The organism is Candidatus Accumulibacter phosphatis, assembly GCF_012939955.1.
Taxonomy (GTDB): domain Bacteria; phylum Pseudomonadota; class Gammaproteobacteria; order Burkholderiales; family Rhodocyclaceae; genus Accumulibacter; species Accumulibacter delftensis.
Genome location: NZ_SPMY01000111.1, coordinates 1 through 17,035, shown reverse-complemented (window position 1 = coordinate 17,035; position 17,035 = coordinate 1). Strand labels below are relative to the sequence as shown.

Genomic DNA, 17,035 nt, shown 5'->3' with positions numbered 1-17,035 from the left:
ATTTCACAGTGGGGCTCGCCAAGAAAACGGTCGGTTTTCTGGTGGGCAGCAGGCGGCAGCTTTTTGCTCCGACGGGTCACCAGAAAACCCGTTGCTAAAATCAACACAAGATTGCATCCTATGCTCCTTGTTTCCTGACGGAGCGAAGAAGTGCTGCTAATCGGCTACGCCAGGGTATCGAAGTCCGATGGCTCCCAGACGGTAGCTCCGCAGCGCAATGCACTGCTTGTTGCGGGCGTCGACCCCGAGCGCATCTATGAAGACCTGGCTTCAGGGCGCAATGACGCGCGTCCTGGCTTGATCGCCTGCCTCAAGGCGCTTCAGCCCGGTAACACGCTCGTCCTCTGGAAATTGGATCGCCTGGGGCGCGATCTTCGACACCTGGTCAACACCGCCGAAGACTTGCGCGTGCGGGGCATCGGCTTGAAGGTACTGACCGGCGCCGGGGCGCAGATTGACACCACCACCGCCAATGGACGACTGGCCTTCGGCATCTTTGCAGCCTTCGCCGAATTCGAGCGCGAACTGATTGCCGAGCGCACCCAGGCGGGTCTCGCGGCGGCACGTGCTCGTGGGCGCTTGGGTGGGCGTCCGCGCAAGATGGATCGAGCAATGCTGACCATGGCGATGGCAGCCCTGTCGGATCCAAAGGCCGTTGCTGCCGACGTCGCCAAGCGCTTGGGCATCACGACGACCACGCTTTACACCTACGTCAACGGTGATGGTTCACCGAAAGCCGCCGGTACTGCTTTGCTGCGCACCGAAACGGGCGACGAATCACCAGACACGGCATCCACTGTCCAGCGGAGCGCATAGTGGGCGCCGGTGTCGCCGTTCCGATGGAGGCGATCGTGGCCTTGCGCCGCAGATTAGCGGCCTTGCCGATACGACATCCGGAGCGCCTGGTGCTGATGGACTCGATGGCCAACCTGTACGCGGTCTCGCGGACCACCTTGTATCGCCTTCTGCGTGGCGATCGGCGTCCGAAAGACGCGCACCGGGCAGATCGCGGCAAGCCGCGCATCATGCCGGCTGTGGAAATCGAACATTGGTGCGAGATCGTCGCTGCCCTGAAAGTTCGCACCACCAACAAAAAAGGGCGCTGCCTGTCGAATGCCCGGATTCTCGAACTGCTCGTTGAGTACGGTGTTGAGACGCCGGATGGACTCGAGAAGCTTCCGCCAGGTCGGCTGTCGGAATCCACGCTCAATCGACACCTGCGACGGCTGGGCTATGACCGGGATCGTATGACGCGCGAGCCACCGGCCGTGCGCTTCCAGGCCGAATTTGCAAATGCGCTGTGGCACTTCGACATGAGTCCGTCAGACCTGAAGGAGCTGGAAACCCCACCGTGGCTCGATCCGGATCGGCAGGGTGCGCCTATGCTGATGCTGTTCAGTGTCGTCGACGATCGCTCGGGGGTGGCCTACCAGGAATACCGCTGCGTATACGGCGAGGATGTCGAGACGGGGCTGAGGTTTCTGTTCAACGCCATGTCAGCCAAGGAAGAAGCAGGAAATCCGTTGCAGGGCATCCCGAGCGCGATCCAACTGGACAACGGGCCGGTCGGTAAGTCGGCAGTGTTCCGTCGCGTGATGGAGTGCCTTGGCGTCGAGGTCATCCTGCATATGCCGCGCGATAGCGACGGCCGACGCACCACGGCGCGCAGCAAGGGCAAGGTGGAGCGTCCCTTCCGGACGGTGAAGGAAGCGCACGAGACGCTGTATCACTTTCACAAGCCAGCGACCGAAACGGAGGCCAATCGCTGGCTCGTCAACTACGTGATCAAGTACAACCATCGGGACCACCGCACCGAAGACCACAGCCGCCAGGAGGACTGGCTCACGCACCTTCCCGCAGATGGGCTGCGGGCGATGTGTTCGTGGGAACGATTCTGCACCTTCGCCCGCGAGCCGGAGCGGCGTACCGTGGCGATCGACTGCCGCCTGACCGTCGCGGGCGTGACCTACGAGGTGGATGCCGAATTGGCCGGCGAGGAAGTCATCGTATGGTGGGGTTTGTTTGATCAGGAACTCTTCGCAGAACTGGGTGACGACCGCTACGGCCCGTTTCAGCCGGTCGGCGGGCCGATCCCGATCCATCGCTACCGCAAGCATCGCAAGAGTCGGCGTGAGCATCGTGCCGACCAGGTGGCGCAGTTGGCCGAGAAAATCAGCATCCCACGTGCTGCGGTGAGCGGAGAGAGCGACATTGTGGTGTGCGCCCCGCCGGGCGCCGCGCTCATGCCGCCGGCGAAGCCGTTCGACGGTCCGGACCCTTTCCACGAACTGACCTTCCCCAATGCGGTAGCGGCTCGGCAGGCCATCGCCGAGGAGTTGCGCTTGCCGCTTGCGAAGCTCGGCGATGAGGACCGCGCCTTCATCACGCAACTACTCGCGGAAACCCTGTCACGGCCCGTCATCATTGCAACCATTCGCGCTCGCTTCCCGGCGGGGCGCAAAGGAGGAATCGCCTGATGCTCACCGAAGTCATGCGACACTACCACCTCAGGCGTCCGCCCGTGGATGTTGGATTCTTCGAAACCGACCATCACCAGCAAATGACTCGCGACCTGATAGCCGCGATCCAGGGAGGGCGTCTGATCGCGCTGACCGCCGTGATCGGCTCCGGCAAGACCGCGCTCGCGCGGCGCCTGCGCGACAGCCTCGATAAGGAGGGGCGCGTGATCGTGTCGCGCTCCTTGACCCTGGACAAGGCCAAAATCACCGTCCCCTTGCTGATTGCCGCACTGTTCTACGATCTGTCGACGGAGAAGACGGTCACGATATCGAGCCAGTCGGAGCGGCGCGAGCGGGATCTGCAGGAGCTATTCCGCAAGGTCAAGAAGCCGGTCGCGCTGTTCGTCGATGACGCGCACGACCTGCACCCGAAAACCCTGACCGCCTTGAAGCGCTTGCTTGAGCTGGTCGTGGACGGCGGCGGGCAGTTGGCGATCGTTCTGATCGGGCATCCCAAGCTCAAGAACGACCTGCGCCGCCCCAAGATGGAGGAGGTGGGAGATCGGACCACCATCTTCGAGTTTGGGGGTCTGCGCGACCGGCAGCGCGACTACATCGACTGGGCGATGAAAGCCTCGCTCGAAGAGGGCGTCGAGCCGAGCACAGTGCTGACCGACGACGCGGCCACCCTCCTGGCCGCAAGGCTCAAAACCCCGCTGCAGATCGGGCGACACCTGGTGCGCGCTTTCGAAGCAGGCTTTGAAGCCGGTGTGAAACCAATCGACGCCGCCATCGTGGAGACGGTGCTGTCGAGGCGCATTGATGATCTGGAACCCCAACTGACGCGGCACGGGTACGACGTGCGCGCTCTATGCGAACAGTTCGAAGCGAAGCCGGTGGAGATCCGCGAACTGCTGCGCGGCACGCTGAATCCGCAGCGATCGACGGAACTCATCGAGGAGATGCGGGCAGTGGGACTGCCGCTGTGACCCTCCGCACCGCGAACGCGATTGAGCGTCTCAACAATGTGCGTCCGTCTCACGTAATGTGGTTTGAGAATCACCGAATGTGCGTCTGGAGTCGCTATCCGTCTCAACTAATTTGCGTCAGAAAGCCCCCTTGATTGTGCGTCTGGGCCGACATCATTTTGCGTCGCTACAGCTACCAGGCATTTCGTGCGAGCGGCAACCTGCAAGTCTTCCGGCCTCAGCTCGACGAGCTGGGCCGACTGCATCGGCAATGGCTGTCCGACCTGGACGCCTTCAAAGACTCGCTGCGTGCGCAGGGCGCAGAACCCAAGGTGCTGGAATACGTGAACGAGGTGTTCGGCCGCCTGGTCGAGCACATCAAGCAGCTTTCCGGGTGATCGCCGGAATTTCCGGCGGTTCCGGCTTCGTCGCGCCGTGCATTGGACTTCTGAGCAATCCCAGCCCCTCGCGGTGTTTCGTGCATAGAACTCCTGACCTTTGACGGTCAGAAGTCCGCTGCACACACGGCGGCCAGCCCAATGAACTGGTGCAGTCGTCTTCTGAAAATGACACTCACGCTGTCACATAATCGAACGTATATGTGACAGGTGAAGAGATGTTGATCGGCTACATGCGGGTATCAAAGGCGGACGGATCCCAATCCACTGATCTGCAGCGCGATGCATTGATCGGCTTCGGGGTGAGTCCTTCACATCTCTACGAGGATCTGGCTTCAGGCAGACGAGATGATCGACCGGGGTTGGCTGCTTGCCTGAAGGCGCTCCGTGAAGGCGACACGCTGATCGTGTGGAAGCTCGATCGGCTCGGCCGAGACCTGCGCCACCTAATCAACACCGTGCACGACCTGACTGCGCGTAGCGTGGGATTGAAGGTCCTGACCGGTCACGGTGCGGCGGTCGACACAACAACCGCCGCGGGTAAGCTTGTGTTCAGAATTTTTGCTGCGCTGGCCGAGTTCGAGCGGGAGTTGATTTCCGAGCGGACCGTGGCCGGGCTTGCCTCGGCACGCGCACGCGGCAGGAACGGCGGGCGGCCGTTCAAGATGACCGCCGCGAAACTGCGATTGGCTATGGCGGCGATGGGGCAGCCGGAAACCGTGGTTGGTGATCTGTGTGCGGAACTCGGCGTCACTCGCCAGACGCTGTACCGGCACGTCTCGCCAAACGGCGAGTTGCGTCCAGATGGCCTGAAGTTCAGACTTCCTGATCTCGGAGGAAACCCGGTTGGCACTTTAGACGAGGGCGAAGATCATTTTTGCCCCAGTTTCAGGATGCGGGAAATCTTGCAGGGTGAGTTCATCGAGGAGCGCGGCGATGGCGCGATCATGGGCTGGGCTGGCCATCCGGTGAATTTTGATGGTCAGGGTGTTGGCCAGAGCGTTCGGTTCGATGTCGGCGGAAGAAACGAACAATTCGCGAATGAGCGCACGCGCGTCGTCCTCCTTCTTCAAGTGGCGACGCAATAGCGCCACCATGGCGGTTTCGGCCCGGTAGGCGACCATTTTCACGGCATCACAGAGCATTTTGTTCAGCGGCGGCAGTTGGGTCGGGCGCTCGGCCTCCGGCAGACTGTCGATCGTCACCTTTCGGGAGCTTGCTTTGCGCGCCGAGCAAAGTTGCTTGAGTTCCGCCTGAACGGCTTGCAGTGCTTCGACAGACTCGGCGTTTTTCTGGATTTCGCCGCCGTCATTCAAGGCCGTCCTGGCAATTGCAGCCTGTAGTTTTCTTTCGCTCTGGCGGGTTTGCCTGACGGCCTTGTCGAGTTCCCGCCAGCGGGGGTTGACGACCTGGTGAGTGCCGGGAAGAGATTCGTCTCCGTACTCGAGAAGTCCATCAATATCATAGTGTTCCATCATATACGCGAAGTAGTTTTCCTGGCACCAACGGGCGAACATCCGCCCAGCGATGGTGGTGTTTCCGAGTTGCCGGGCGGTCGTGATGACGGCTGTTTGATGTCCGGTCTGGGTCAGCCGACGGACTTCGGTCACGGCCAGGCTGCTATCGCCTGTGCCGAGTCGGGTTTCGCGCATGGCGAGTTTCATCCCGGTGCTGCCGCCTGCCGGCAGATGGACTTCCTGTTCCTGAAACGCGTCTTCGGACCAGAGGTCCTTGACGTTCTTGCGGTAGGTCAGTGCGCCGATGCGCTGTTTCCAGAGTCTGCCGAGGAGACTCTGGGTGGCTCCTTCCCGATCGAAGACCATGACAAACCGGTGCAGGGTCGGGTCGGCGTCCAGTTCGGCCGGCGTCGGCTGTCCCGGGACAATCTCCAGCAGTTGCGGGACGATGTCCTTGAGCAGGGTCTCGGCGAGTCCGTCATTGAGCGCCTGCGAAACCACAAAGAACGGGCGACCCAGGGCATCGTTAACCCAGTAGTCGGTGGTGCCCCGCAGGCACAGGCGTTCGCGCGAGACGTAGCGCTTCGACAGCCTGGCCTGCTCGCCGTGATACACCCGAACATGACCATCGACATACAGGTAACCCGCTTCTTCTGGTTCGCTTTCCATCCAGAGCTTCGCCAGATCCCGCATCCAGGCGGCGGGGTCACCCGTCTTGGCCAGCAGATGGATCTTTTCCCGCAGGGTGCGCACTTCCGGCACCCGGTCCAGGCCGATGACTTTGCCGAGTTCTCCGGGCGAGGTTTGTCGCAGATGTTCCGGCCGCTTGATTCGCCCCAGGGCCATGAAACCGAGGACGAGAAGAATGTGCAAGGCGCTGTAGAATCCCCGGGGTAGCTTGAGATGGCGATCCAGGCCGGTCAGTAGCCCGTTCGCACACAAGGCCGGCAAGCCGGCCAACAGCCCTCCCATCGCCACATCTTGACTCGCTTCGAAGCGCGTCGTCGCACCGGTCGCCAATCCCAGCGCCGTTTGGATCCGCTCGTCGGCGCGCGTGCAGGCGGTGCCCATCCCCGCGGCGGCTTCCGCATCCGCCCGGCTGCGCTCACTCTTGGTGCTCGCCGCTTCCAATTCCCCTGCGTCTTGCGGCAAAGGGGCCAACTGCGGCAAGCCCTGGCGCCGGATCGCCTTGCGCAGCGTCGACTCCTGGACGCCCACCTGTCGCGCCACTTCGGCAGGACGCTTGCCCTCGCTCAACAGCCGCGCGCATTCGGCACTCTTGTCCGGCGTCATGATCCGCGGCCGGTTCGCCGCCGCCGGCCGAAAGAAAGACGATGGCCCGGCCTTGCGGCTTTGTCCCACCCAGTTCATCAACGTGCGGTGCGGGATGCACAGCGGCGGCCTTTCCAGTTCGACCGCCTTGACGTGCCCGTTTTCCATCAGACTGGTCAGGGCGAACCTGCGGCCAGCATCGTCTCCTACAGGGTGCGAGAAGTAATTGTCTCCCCCAACGAAGTAGATCGCTTGGCCATCCTTCTCCAGAATCGCCAACCCTTCGCCCACTTTCTGCGCACCATCGGGAAACCCCGGAAGCCACGACTGCCTCAACGCCTGCTCCTCCTTGCACCCCGAGTAACGCTTGCTCTATGCCATACGAAAACTACAGCCTTCAAAATAAAGTGCCACTTGCAATTCCTGAATTCTACCTACATTCCCGGTCGGGATCAGGAAATCTGAAGTTGCTTTCACGAGGCTGATTTTAGTCTGGGGGTGAATTGCTCACTACGGCCACAAGCGGGCGGTGAGGGGCGCTTTCCATAGAGGACATTCCATGAACAATTTCAATTGGTCTAGTGATGGCGGACTAAGCACATAGTCGCTGTTGTCGTGATATGCTTCTGACGTTAAACATAACTGCGGACGACGTTTAACGTCACGACGTCAACTTACAACTTGGGCCTCTCAGCCCTACGATAATTTGGCTCCTTACTTCTTTAGCACATTGCTTTGCGTCACGCGTACGATCACTATGGAGAATGACAATGGCTGATCAGCTATACCGGGTCTATTTACATACCCAGGCGATGAAAGTGTTCGCGAATATATTGTCACCGCAGCCAACGAACAGCAGGCGAAAGATAGGGCGTTGCATCATGTCAAGGCCGCCAACTCGGGTAAGGGAGAGCGGAGCCAGGCAACCTCCCAGAGCTTGACGGAGATATTGGCTATTACTCCAACCAGCAAGCCACACTGCCTAATGATCCACAGCATCCCAGCAACGGTCATCGCTCATCTATGACCGGTCGAGGCCCAACCACTGCGGTACAGTGGGGAGGGGGAAGCTGCGATAAAGCCGCGCAGCGTCCCCTTGCCTTCAACGGTAGGTCGCAACAATTAGCGTGCATCTATCCGTATACCATACGAAATAAACAAATCGGTGACGCATGACAAAGCGAAAAAAAAAACAAAACTCTGTCGCTGCGCGGTCTGCGGCATTGTCCTGAAGGAATCTATGATGATTGAGCATGCGTTGCATTATTGCAAATCACCTCTCGCTAAAAGCGTCATTCCTTTGTCGAGTAATCGCAAGGATCCTGCCGCCGAAGATTCCATCGCGACGAAGGTGCTGAACGGAATGCAGAGCGGCGAAAAATGGATTGCTAATCTAAGTGAACAGTGTGAGTCATGTAGAAGGCCGGTTATCTACTTGAGCACGGGCGAGTACGCGCGCAAAGCATTTGATATTGGTCGAGATAGAATAATATTGGGAGCTCACGCCTGTGAAGATGAGGCACGAAGCGAAAGTGTTTATGCATTTAGCGGCGGAATAATAGACTCCAATCGCCGTCGACATTGAGCCTATGCAACCTAACCCGCCGGCGCTCAGCCCCGTTCGCTTCGCTCTCTGGATGCTGAGCGATAAAGCCGCGCAGCGCCGGTTAGCTCTACGTTAACCTGCAAAGGAATCACCTATGGATGTCAGTTTGATCACTGCAATTTCAGCGGCCGCAGGCGCTGTTTTGTCAGGCGTTGCTACGACAATAGCGATCCTTGTTGCCTACAAAGTGCACCAAAACCAAAAGCTACTTTCGCAGCGGCAACTGCTCCTCCCTTTGTGGGATTACATGGCCACATTGAGCAAAATTGACTCAAACAAACCGATTACTCCGGATGTGATCAAGGTCGTAAATACGCTTGAGTTGGTAGCTATTTGCTGCGAGGGAGGAATGATCGATGAAAAAAATAATACGGAGAACATTCAAAGATCAATTCATCATGCATTACGACGATATAAAAAAGATGTCGCTCAATTCCAGCGCTTTCGGTTGATGGTGAGGGGTTGCTAAAGCAAAACAAGGCCGCCACTGAGTTTTACAACTCGCTTGAGAGTGAAAGGCTGTCGCAGGATCGTGTTCGACGCACTTAACCAATAGGAGGTCATATGAACGAAAAACCCGTAATCCAGACTGTTCGTGAGTTTTCAAAGAGTGGTGACCAAAGATTCAACAAATCATTCTTTGTATCTGGAAACACTGACGAAATTATTACCGTCACAATCGAGCGTACCAAGCAAGTTTTAGCAACAAAGAGCCTTTCCTTCGAGGCCCGTGCCAATACAATCTCCGCTCTCCCATCAGGTGCTCCCTGTGGCTGTTGTGGAGGCTCTGGAAAAGCTGACTAACCCATCATTCCACCGGACCTGCGCAAAAAGCCGCGCAGGCCGGTGAATTCAGACGGTTGGGCGTCCGCTTTCCAAGACCTTGATTGTCCGCACCGGGTCGGCTGCCGACGGACGCCATCCTACGCCCACCGGCTGCTGCGCGTCGCGTAGCGGCCGGTCAGGAGAAATCATCAGCGTATTGATGTAGACCCATGTAGTTCTGGAGCAGGCGCAGTGCAAGCAGCTGACCTCATGACCCTCGCGGCGGTTGCTCGCCATTTCGCCACGGCGGATCGCATCGCCAACCACAAGGGACGCAATCCACTGTGGCGAAACAGCATACATACGCCCCATCCCCTCGGGAGAGCACTTTCGGTCGGACGGACGTAGAGGCCCCTGATTCACACCAACGGCCTTTGCCCAGCCGCCTGCTCGCGCAGCATCTCCCAGAGACCAGCGTGGTTCAGCAGGATGTCCTTCATCCCGTTCTGCACCGTGGTCGAATTCAGTGCTTGAGTGCTCATCGCAGTGTGAGCGTCCAGCGCGCCCATGATTGCGTTCATGAGTTCGGTCTTGAGGTCGGGTGAATTGGCGAACTGGCTTTTGGAGTTGTTCGCTGCCTGCTGCTGTAGCTTTTCCGATTCCAGGAGCTTGCCCTTGATTACCTGATTTACATAGACCAGCTTGTCCTGTTCGGTGAGTTCGCCGTCAAACAGGTCATTCAGCTTTGCGATGATTTCGTACAGCAGCGCCGTTTCCTTTTCCTGCACGCGGCCACTACCCGTGTCCGTAATTGGATCGAGCAGTGGCTTGTCGCCATCGCTGAGCGGCATGCCCTGCTTGCCCAGATTTTTCAGATGGTGATGGGTCAGTACGACTTTCGACAGATCGATGCCTTCCCGCTCACGGCCAAACTCTAGCAGCGGCAGGAGGCGCTTGTAGAAGATCGCGCGTTTCTCGATGGCCGTGTTGCCGTAATTGAATATCTGCGACAGGAAGGTGTAGAGACGGATGAAGGCGCCGATGTCACCCTTGAACAGGATCAGGGCGTTCAGTTCGTTCTGGGCGTCCTCGGCAGCCTTGTCGTCCTGTTTGGCCTTCGCAGCCTCCAGGGCTTCCTGCGCGGCCTTGTAGCGTTTCATCAGGCGGTCGCGGACCGGTTCCAGGGCGGCGACCAGGTCGCTTTGCTTGGCGTCTGGCTTCAACTCCACGGCGACGACGCGATCGACCTCGAAGTCGTCATAGTGGCCGGCGGCATCCAGCTTGGCGCGCAGGTTGAAGACAAGGTTCGGATCGGTGGTTGCCGCGAGTTCGGCCGTCGTGTGGTAGGTCTTGAAGGCGGCGAGGACTTCCTCGGGGTCATTCACGAAATCCAGGACGTAGGTCGTGTCCTTGCCGGGGTGGGCGCGGTTGAGACGAGAGAGGGTCTGCACGGCCTGGATGCCGGCCAGTCGCTTATCAACGTACATGCCGCAGAGCAAGGGCTGGTCGAAGCCGGTCTGGAACTTGTTGGCGACGAGCAGGATTTGGTACTCGTCGCCTTTGAAGGCTTCGCGGATGTCGCGACCCTTCAGGTTCGGGTTCAGGGTCTTGCTGTGTTCCGTGAAGCCGTCCGGGCCGGACTCCTTGTCATTCACCTCGCCAGAGAACGCGACCAGCGTGCCGATCTTGTAGCCCTGGTCCTTGATGTGTTTGTCGATGGCCAGTTGCCAGCGTACCGCTTCGACCCGACTGCCGACGACGACCATCGCCTTGGCCTTGCCACTGAGCAGCGGGATCACGAATTCGCGGAAGTGCTCGACGACGATCTGCACCTTCTGGGAAATGTTGTAGGGGTGCAGGCGCACCCAGTTCATGATGCCCTTCAGCGCGGCGCCTCGCTCAACCGCCTTCTCGTCGTAGTAGGCTCCCTCGTGCGCCAGCTTGAAGGCCAGCTTGTAGCTCGTGTAGTTCTGCAATACGTCGAGGATGAAGCCCTCCTCGATGGCCTGGCGCATTGAATAGATATGGAAGGGCGCCGGCAGGTTGCCCGGGCCGGCGGGTCGTGTCGGGTCCGGGCGGGTGCCGAACAGTTCCAGCGTCTTGTTCTTCGGCGTCGCCGTGAAGGCGGCGTAGGTGATGCCGGTATCGCTGGCGCGTACTGTCATCTGGGCCGCGAGGATGTCCTCGGTGCTGACCTCGCCACCGTCTTTCAACTCCGCCAGTTCCTCCTGGCTCAGCACGGCCTTGAGCTTCGCCGCCGCCTCTCCGGTCTGGGAGCTATGCGCTTCGTCGGCGATCACCGCGAAGCGCTTGCCTTGGGTGGCGGCCAGTTCGCGCACGGCCTCGATCGCGAAGGGAAAGGTCTGGATCGTGCAGACGACAATCTTCTTGTCGCCGGATAGCGCCTCGGCAAGTTTCGAACTCTTGCTACCGTCCTTGTTGGTGATGGTCGCCACCACGCCGGTCGTGCGCTGGAAGTCAAAAAGGGCTTCCTGAAGCTGCGAGTCGATCACAGTGCGATCGGAAACGACGAGCACAGAGTCGAAGACCTTCTTGTTCTGCACGTCGTGCAATTCGGCGAGGAAATGCGCCGTCCAGGCGATGGAGTTGGTTTTACCCGAACCGGCCGAATGCTGGATCAGGTATTTTCCGCCGGGGCCATCCTTGAGCACTGCGGCCTGAATGTCCCGGGTGACGTCAAGCTGATGGAAGCGGGGGAAAATGATCGTTTCGATCTGCTGCTTCTTGTTGCGCTGGGCGATCAGGTAACGGCCAATGATTTCCAGCCAGCTTTCACGCGCCCATACCTTTTCCCAGAGGTAGGCGGTGCGGTGGCCACCTTGCGGATTAACCGGGTTGCCGGCGGCACCGTTGTCGCCCTGGTTGAAGGGCAGGAAGGCGGTGGCTGGTCCTGCCAGCTTGGTCACCATATGGACTTCGGTGTTGCTCACGGCGAAATGGACCAGTGCGCCACGCGGGAACGAGAGCAGCGGCTCGGCTGCCAGCCCCTTGGGCTTGGGCAGGCGGTCGAAACGGTATTGGTCGATGGCATCGCCAATGCTTTGGGTGAAGTCGGTCTTCAGTTCGACGGTCGCCACGGGGAGACCGTTGAGGAAGAGCACGAAATCGATGCAGTTTTCGTTGTGCAGGGAATAGCGGACCTGGCGGATCACCCGCAGTCGATTGGCGGCGTAGCGAGCCAAAATGTCGGCATTGATGGCCAGCGCCGGTTTGAACTCAGCCAGCTTCAGCGGTTGCTTCAGGCCAAGCAGCTCGATGCCGTGGCGCAGCACGTCGAGCGTACCGCGCTGCTCCAGCTGATCGCGCAGGCGGTTCAGCAGCGTTTCCGCAGCTTGCGCGCCGTGGTTCTTGGTTAGCGTCTCCCAAGCCTTGGGCTGGGTTGCCTGCACCCAGGCCAGAACGTCGGCAGGGAAGAGTGCGCGTGCCCGATCGTAGGCGGTTGCGGCGCCTTCGGCGTAGAGCCAGCCGTGATTGGCGAGGTGCTGGCAAATCTCCGTCTCGAAGCTGATTTCTTGGTGCAGGCTCATGCCGTGAATCCCCGGTTCGTGGGTCAAAGGCCGAATAGCTTCTTGAGTGCTTCCGTGACGACGGCCTCGCCCACTTTACCGACTGCTTTACCTATCAATTCCGCCAACTCCGAATCAGGGAGCTCAAAGGTCAGCGACGCGCCCGTCTTGACGGTGAAGTGGTTTGCCAAGTGCTCTATCTCTTTCTGAGTGCCTTTGGCGTTTTCTGCAAGGTGGTGAAGCTCGACGTACTTGGCCACGGCCAGACTGGCCATGAATTCTCCTTGCACCGATGTCTGCCGTGCCGGATCACCTTGCCAATACACGGTCACGAAGCCGTGTTCACACTCCTCCATCTCCTCCACGGGGCAGATTAGCGTGCCATCGTTCAGGCTGCGGGCGCACCGGACACCGTCGACCTCATCCTCAATATAGAGTGGCAGCAAGCTGCCGATGAAATTGACGATGCGTTGGCTAAGGCTCATGTCGTGGCCTCCATTGCTTTTGTTGGCGACAGTGCCCGAACGTCAATCTGGCCGGTGACGGCGGCGGAGATCAGCGCGGTTCGACGTTCTTGCAACAGTCGAATTGATTCTGCGGATTCGGCTGACATTGCGCTGAACCTTTCCTCCAATTCGGAAATCTTCGCGCAAATCGCTGTGGTCTCCTCTATAGGCGGCAATGCCACTCGAATGTTCTTGAACTCGTCCCAATAGAGACGAAGTCTAAAATCCGTTACTCCGCGCGAGTGACGGCGCATCTGTTCGATGGCTTGGGGAGTGCGAAGAAGATGCTCAATGTAGGCGGTCTTCACCATCTTGAGCGGCCGGGCTACGACATAGGCCGGGCTGACCATCCCCATGACAGTTACAGTTCCGAAACCACCTTGCCAAGCTCTCATCATGTTATAGACAAGATCACCGGGCGAGACCTGCTTGTATTTTGAACGGTCGTCACTCCGCGTGACCTTACGTTCCAATTCGTCCTCGGCAATCTCTTTGTCTGACACCCCGTGATGAATGGAGACACTGAGAATCGGTAGTTCGGCAGTTCCAGGCTCCCCGACTTCACGAAATACGTTGGCAATGCGGTTAAACTCCCAATGTGCCGGCACCTCCCCCAGCCATTCGATGCCGGAAGGTTTCATCGGGGCGTCTGGATTCAAGCCCTTCATGACGGCGTGGGAGATTACGGCCTGGCGTTTTTCTTTCAGTAGCTCCATCAACCGCCGTTGTTCGGCGACCAGTTCGTCAATCTTGGCGGTCTCACGGTCGAGAAAGGCGGCGATGGCCCGCTGTTCATCGACAGGTGCGACCGGAGTTGGCAAATCCCTCACGTCATCCAGGCTAAGCTGAATCTTCGTGCCGCCGTAGCTCTTCATTCCAAACCATGCCTGCCCAACAACGGATAAGGCCACGAAGCCAACCCATTTTGACGTCAGTCGCAATTGATGGAAGCGGGCAAGTGCAACGTGTTGGCTCACATATGCGCTTTCGAGTGCATCAGGTACGACAGCAACCGAACCCAAATAGGCCGTAATTGAAAAGAGCACGTCGCCGGATCGCACCTTGGTTCTCGACCCCTCCGCGCCATCTGGCACAGCGACGCGTTGAATGTCAGTTAGGTCGAGACCGATGCTCCCCCTCGTCAGATTGGTGATCCGAATGAACAGCTCACCTTCGTCAGAGTAATTTTCTGCCCATCCGCGCGATCCACTAGTCAGGAAATCGAGGTCGCGTTTTAGAGGCATCACATCCCAATGCTCCGGCACCTCCCCCCAGCCACTTCACGCCGCTGTCCTTGTAGGCCGGGTAGCGAGGGAAACTCATTTCGTCAGCCCGCCGATCATGGTCAGGATGCGATCGGTGACACCTTTCAGTTCGGCATCGATCTCGGCAAGCGGACGCGGCGGCTTGAAGACGTAGAAGTGCCGGTTGAAGGGGATTTCGCAGCCCACTTTGGTCTTGTCGTGGTCGATCCAGGCATCGGGCGCATGCGGTAGCACCTCGCGCTTGAAGTAGCTTTCCACGTTCTCGCTGAGCGGGACGTTCTCGGTGTCGCGCAGACTGGAGTCGGGCACCGGTTTGCCCTTCCCTTTACCTTTGCTGCCGAGGACGACCTGGCCGGCGGCATCGCGCTGGGGGCGCTCGACGGTGATGGTCCAGTAGCCGAAGTCTTCGTTGTTGAAAATGCGGCTGATCGGCACGCCATCGCGGGTGGATTTCTTGAACCGGCCGAAGAGGCGAGTGATATCTTCGATGTGCTCGGGGCTCAGCTCCTTGCGCTTACTGCCCAGGCTCTTGCGCATCTTCTGCCAGAAGCTGCTGGCGTCGATCAACTGCACCTTGCCCCTGCGCGCGGCTGGCTTCCGATTGCTAACAATCCAGACGTAGGTGCTGATACCGGTGTTGTAGAACATGTCGGTGGGCAGGCCGATGATCGCTTCCACAAGATCGTTTTCGAGCACGTAGCGGCGAATTTCGCTCTCGCCTGACCCAGCACCTCCGGTGAAGAGCGGCGAACCGTTGAGGACGATGCCGAAGCGGCTGCCACCATCGACGGCCGGGCGCATCTTGGAGATCAGGTGCAGCAGGAACAACAACGAGCCGTCACTGACGCGCGGCAAGCCGGGGCCGAAGCGACCGTCGTAGCCCAGCAGCGCCGCTTCCTTGCGGATCTCCTTTTCGATCTTCTTCCACTCGACGCCAAAGGGTGGATTCGAAAGCATGTAGTCGAAGTGCTTGCCGTGCAGGCCGTCGGCGGACAGGGTGTTGCCGAAGATGATGTTGCCCACGTCCTGACCCTTGATCAGCATGTCGGCCTTGCAGATGGCGTAGGACTCGGGATTCAGTTCCTGGCCGTACATGACCAGGCGGGCGCTTGGATTCAGGCTGCTGAGATGTTCATCGGCCACGCTCAACATGCCACCTGTGCCGGCGGTGGGATCGTAGATCGAGCGCACGACGCCGGGCCGGGTGAGTGCCTGGTCGTCTTCGATGAAGAGCAGATTGACCATCAGCCGGATGACTTCTCGCGGCGTGAAATGCTCGCCGGCGGTCTCGTTGGACAACTCGGCGAACTTGCGGATCAGTTCTTCGAAGACGGCGCCCATCTGGGCGTTGCTGACCACCTCGGGGTGCAGGTCGATATTGGCGAACTTTTCGGTGACGAGATAGAGCAGCCCGGACTTGGCCAGCTTGTCGATCTGGGTGTGAAAGTCGAAGCTCTCGAAGATGTCCCGCACTGCCGGCGAGAATGCCTGCATGTAGGCTCGCAGGTTCTCGCCGATATGGTCCTGGTCGCCCATCAGCTTTTTGAGGTCGAGCGGCGACGTGTTGTAGAAGAACTGGCCGGACTTGCGCAACAGGAAGGCTTCAGGGTTCAGCCCGGCTGCCTCGCGGGTCTGCTTCTCGGCAAGGACAGCGACCTTGGTCGGTTCCAGCACGCAGTCGAGGCGCCGCAGCACGGTGAAGGGCAGAATGACCTTGCCATACTCCGATTGCTTGTAGTCGCCGCGCAGGAGATCAGCGACCGACCAGATGAAGGATGAAAGGTTGGGGTCGCTCATCGTTGTTCTTTTTGGCCAAAAGTATCTATTGTCATACGTTCAACTGGCTTGAGCAAATCTGAGGCCCCCGCCATCGAGGGCGGGGAAGTCCTCGCCGCCGAACGGGGTGGCCGTGCTTTATTGTCCGTTTTCTGAGACGACCCCTTGATGCGCTTTAAGCCTTCATGACCGCTCTCCGACGTTCAGTGAGAGTGTCCGCTGCCGAACATGCCGGCGGCGAGCAGCAGGCCGTGCCAGCCAATGCCGCACTGCGCGCGCTCCAGCGGCATTGGCTTGCCGATCGGCTCCCGTTGAGCACGCAGTGCGAATAAGGGCTTCGTGAAGAAGGACGACCCGCTTGCGGGTGGGCCTACTTCACATATCCTGCCCGGCGCTGCAGCGTTGTTCTACCTTTTTTTTACCGTTACTGCACCGTTGTTCTACCGTTACTGCACCGTTGTTTTCACAACGCCAGCCCGGACAAACAACGGCGACAAAGCGCTGTAACCACGCTTTGTCGCCGCCATGGCCCTCTTGCGGCCACCCAACCAACCTCTGCGCAACGACGATTTCTCGAAGAAAGCTGCCCGTTGCCGCGCCCCCTTCGCCCGCGTTCAAGCGCTTGAACGCGGCTTCTTAAGTGCCGTCAGTTCGCCCTGTAACCGCGCAGCTTCCACCGCAGCGGCCTGGGCTTCGGCGCGTGCAGCCGTCACCGCTTCGCGTTCGGCCGTCTGTCGCGCATGGGCTCGCTCCAGTTCGCCCTTGAGGTCCTCGACCCGCGCCGCCAGCTCGCCGGCCTTCGCCTCGGCGGCGGCCATCCGTTCGGTCTGCGCCGCCCGTGCTGCCACGGCTTCGCGTAGTGCTTGTTCCTGAGCGGCGGCATGGTTGTCGGCCTGCTCGCGTTCGGCCTCCAGTCGGCCGATCGCCTGCTCCGCCTGGTCAAGCTGCGTCTGGATCGCGGCGACCTCTTCCCGCGTCGCCGCCCGCCAGCGCCTCCACCTGCTGTCCGGCCTGTTCGTCGAGCAGGCCCCAGAAC

General features: G+C 59.6%; 11 protein-coding genes and 3 pseudogenes. 8 read left to right on the top strand and 6 right to left on the bottom strand.

The genetic code is table 11. The features are described from left to right. The first annotated feature begins 153 nt into the window (after positions 1 to 153). The 5 genes and pseudogenes from E4Q23_RS22050 to E4Q23_RS22030 form a co-directional block, all read left to right on the top strand. Positions 154 to 816: a recombinase family protein gene (locus E4Q23_RS22050; RefSeq protein ID WP_169068502.1), complete on the top strand. Its 663-nt coding sequence runs from the start codon at positions 154 to 156 to the stop codon at positions 814 to 816. 23 nt (positions 817 to 839) lie between these two features. Beyond that, positions 840 to 2,477: an IS481 family transposase gene (locus tag E4Q23_RS22045; RefSeq protein ID WP_169068577.1), complete on the top strand. Its 1,638-nt coding sequence runs from the start codon at positions 840 to 842 to the stop codon at positions 2,475 to 2,477. Then, a complete protein-coding gene (locus E4Q23_RS22040) occupies positions 2,477 to 3,448 on the top strand; it encodes an ExeA family protein (protein WP_169068499.1) in 972 nt (323 codons plus the stop codon). Before E4Q23_RS22045 ends, E4Q23_RS22040 begins: the two co-directional genes overlap by 1 nt. Before the next feature lie 173 nt (positions 3,449 to 3,621). Then, positions 3,622 to 3,825, top strand: a pseudogene (locus E4Q23_RS22035) (transposase); the annotation flags it as partial. A 218-nt stretch (positions 3,826 to 4,043) separates the two neighbouring features. Further along, positions 4,044 to 4,640, top strand: a pseudogene (locus E4Q23_RS22030) (recombinase family protein); the annotation flags it as partial. Between the two features lie 39 nt (positions 4,641 to 4,679). Here the strand turns inward: E4Q23_RS22030 and E4Q23_RS22025 are convergent. Further along, positions 4,680 to 6,890, bottom strand: coding sequence for a helix-turn-helix domain-containing protein (locus E4Q23_RS22025; protein WP_169068576.1), 2,211 nt, complete (start codon positions 6,888 to 6,890; stop codon positions 4,680 to 4,682). 907 nt (positions 6,891 to 7,797) lie between these two features. On the opposite strand from E4Q23_RS22025, the gene E4Q23_RS22020 reads away from it, so the two are divergent. The 3 genes from E4Q23_RS22020 to E4Q23_RS22010 all read left to right on the top strand — a co-directional run bounded on the left by E4Q23_RS22020 (position 7,798) and on the right by E4Q23_RS22010 (position 8,964). After that, on the top strand, positions 7,798 to 8,139 hold the full coding sequence (locus tag E4Q23_RS22020; protein WP_169068575.1) for a hypothetical protein: 342 nt from the start codon (positions 7,798 to 7,800) through the stop codon (positions 8,137 to 8,139). A 115-nt stretch (positions 8,140 to 8,254) separates the two neighbouring features. Continuing rightward, positions 8,255 to 8,629, top strand: coding sequence for a hypothetical protein (locus E4Q23_RS22015; protein WP_169068574.1), 375 nt, complete (start codon positions 8,255 to 8,257; stop codon positions 8,627 to 8,629). A 95-nt stretch (positions 8,630 to 8,724) separates the two neighbouring features. Further along, positions 8,725 to 8,964, top strand: coding sequence for a hypothetical protein (locus tag E4Q23_RS22010; protein ID WP_169068573.1), 240 nt, complete (start codon positions 8,725 to 8,727; stop codon positions 8,962 to 8,964). Positions 8,965 to 9,344: 380 nt separating this feature from the next. Here the strand turns inward: E4Q23_RS22010 and E4Q23_RS22005 are convergent, their stop codons facing one another. The 5 genes and pseudogenes from E4Q23_RS22005 to E4Q23_RS21985 all read right to left on the bottom strand — a co-directional run. Further along, positions 9,345 to 12,473, bottom strand: a complete 3,129-nt coding sequence (locus E4Q23_RS22005; RefSeq protein ID WP_169068572.1) for a type I restriction endonuclease subunit R — start codon at positions 12,471 to 12,473, stop codon at positions 9,345 to 9,347. A gap of 23 nt (positions 12,474 to 12,496) precedes the next feature. Continuing rightward, positions 12,497 to 12,937, bottom strand: a complete 441-nt coding sequence (locus E4Q23_RS22000) for a hypothetical protein (RefSeq protein WP_169068571.1) — start codon at positions 12,935 to 12,937, stop codon at positions 12,497 to 12,499. Further along, a complete protein-coding gene (locus E4Q23_RS21995) occupies positions 12,934 to 14,202 on the bottom strand; it encodes a restriction endonuclease subunit S (RefSeq protein WP_169068570.1) in 1,269 nt (422 codons plus the stop codon). The genes E4Q23_RS22000 and E4Q23_RS21995 overlap by 4 nt, the downstream gene beginning before the upstream one ends. A 75-nt stretch (positions 14,203 to 14,277) precedes the next feature. Beyond that, positions 14,278 to 16,020 carry a type I restriction-modification system subunit M gene (locus tag E4Q23_RS21990; protein ID WP_169068569.1) on the bottom strand — a complete coding sequence of 581 codons (1,743 nt, stop codon included), beginning with the start codon at positions 16,018 to 16,020 and terminating at the stop codon, positions 14,278 to 14,280. Between the two features lie 593 nt (positions 16,021 to 16,613). Next, positions 16,614 to 17,035: pseudogene (locus E4Q23_RS21985) on the bottom strand (hypothetical protein); the annotation flags it as partial.

Coding starts and splice junctions, on each gene's coding strand:
- E4Q23_RS22005 (WP_169068572.1), bottom strand. CDS start 12,473: ATGAGCCTGCACCAAGAAATCAGCTTCGAGACGGAGATTTGCCAGCAC.
- E4Q23_RS22020 (WP_169068575.1), top strand. CDS start 7,798: ATGATTGAGCATGCGTTGCATTATTGCAAATCACCTCTCGCTAAAAGC.
- E4Q23_RS22040 (WP_169068499.1), top strand. CDS start 2,477: ATGCTCACCGAAGTCATGCGACACTACCACCTCAGGCGTCCGCCCGTG.
- E4Q23_RS21995 (WP_169068570.1), bottom strand. CDS start 14,202: ATGCCTCTAAAACGCGACCTCGATTTCCTGACTAGTGGATCGCGCGGA.
- E4Q23_RS22000 (WP_169068571.1), bottom strand. CDS start 12,937: ATGAGCCTTAGCCAACGCATCGTCAATTTCATCGGCAGCTTGCTGCCA.
- E4Q23_RS22015 (WP_169068574.1), top strand. CDS start 8,255: ATGGATGTCAGTTTGATCACTGCAATTTCAGCGGCCGCAGGCGCTGTT.
- E4Q23_RS22010 (WP_169068573.1), top strand. CDS start 8,725: ATGAACGAAAAACCCGTAATCCAGACTGTTCGTGAGTTTTCAAAGAGT.
- E4Q23_RS21990 (WP_169068569.1), bottom strand. CDS start 16,020: ATGAGCGACCCCAACCTTTCATCCTTCATCTGGTCGGTCGCTGATCTC.
- E4Q23_RS22045 (WP_169068577.1), top strand. CDS start 840: ATGGAGGCGATCGTGGCCTTGCGCCGCAGATTAGCGGCCTTGCCGATA.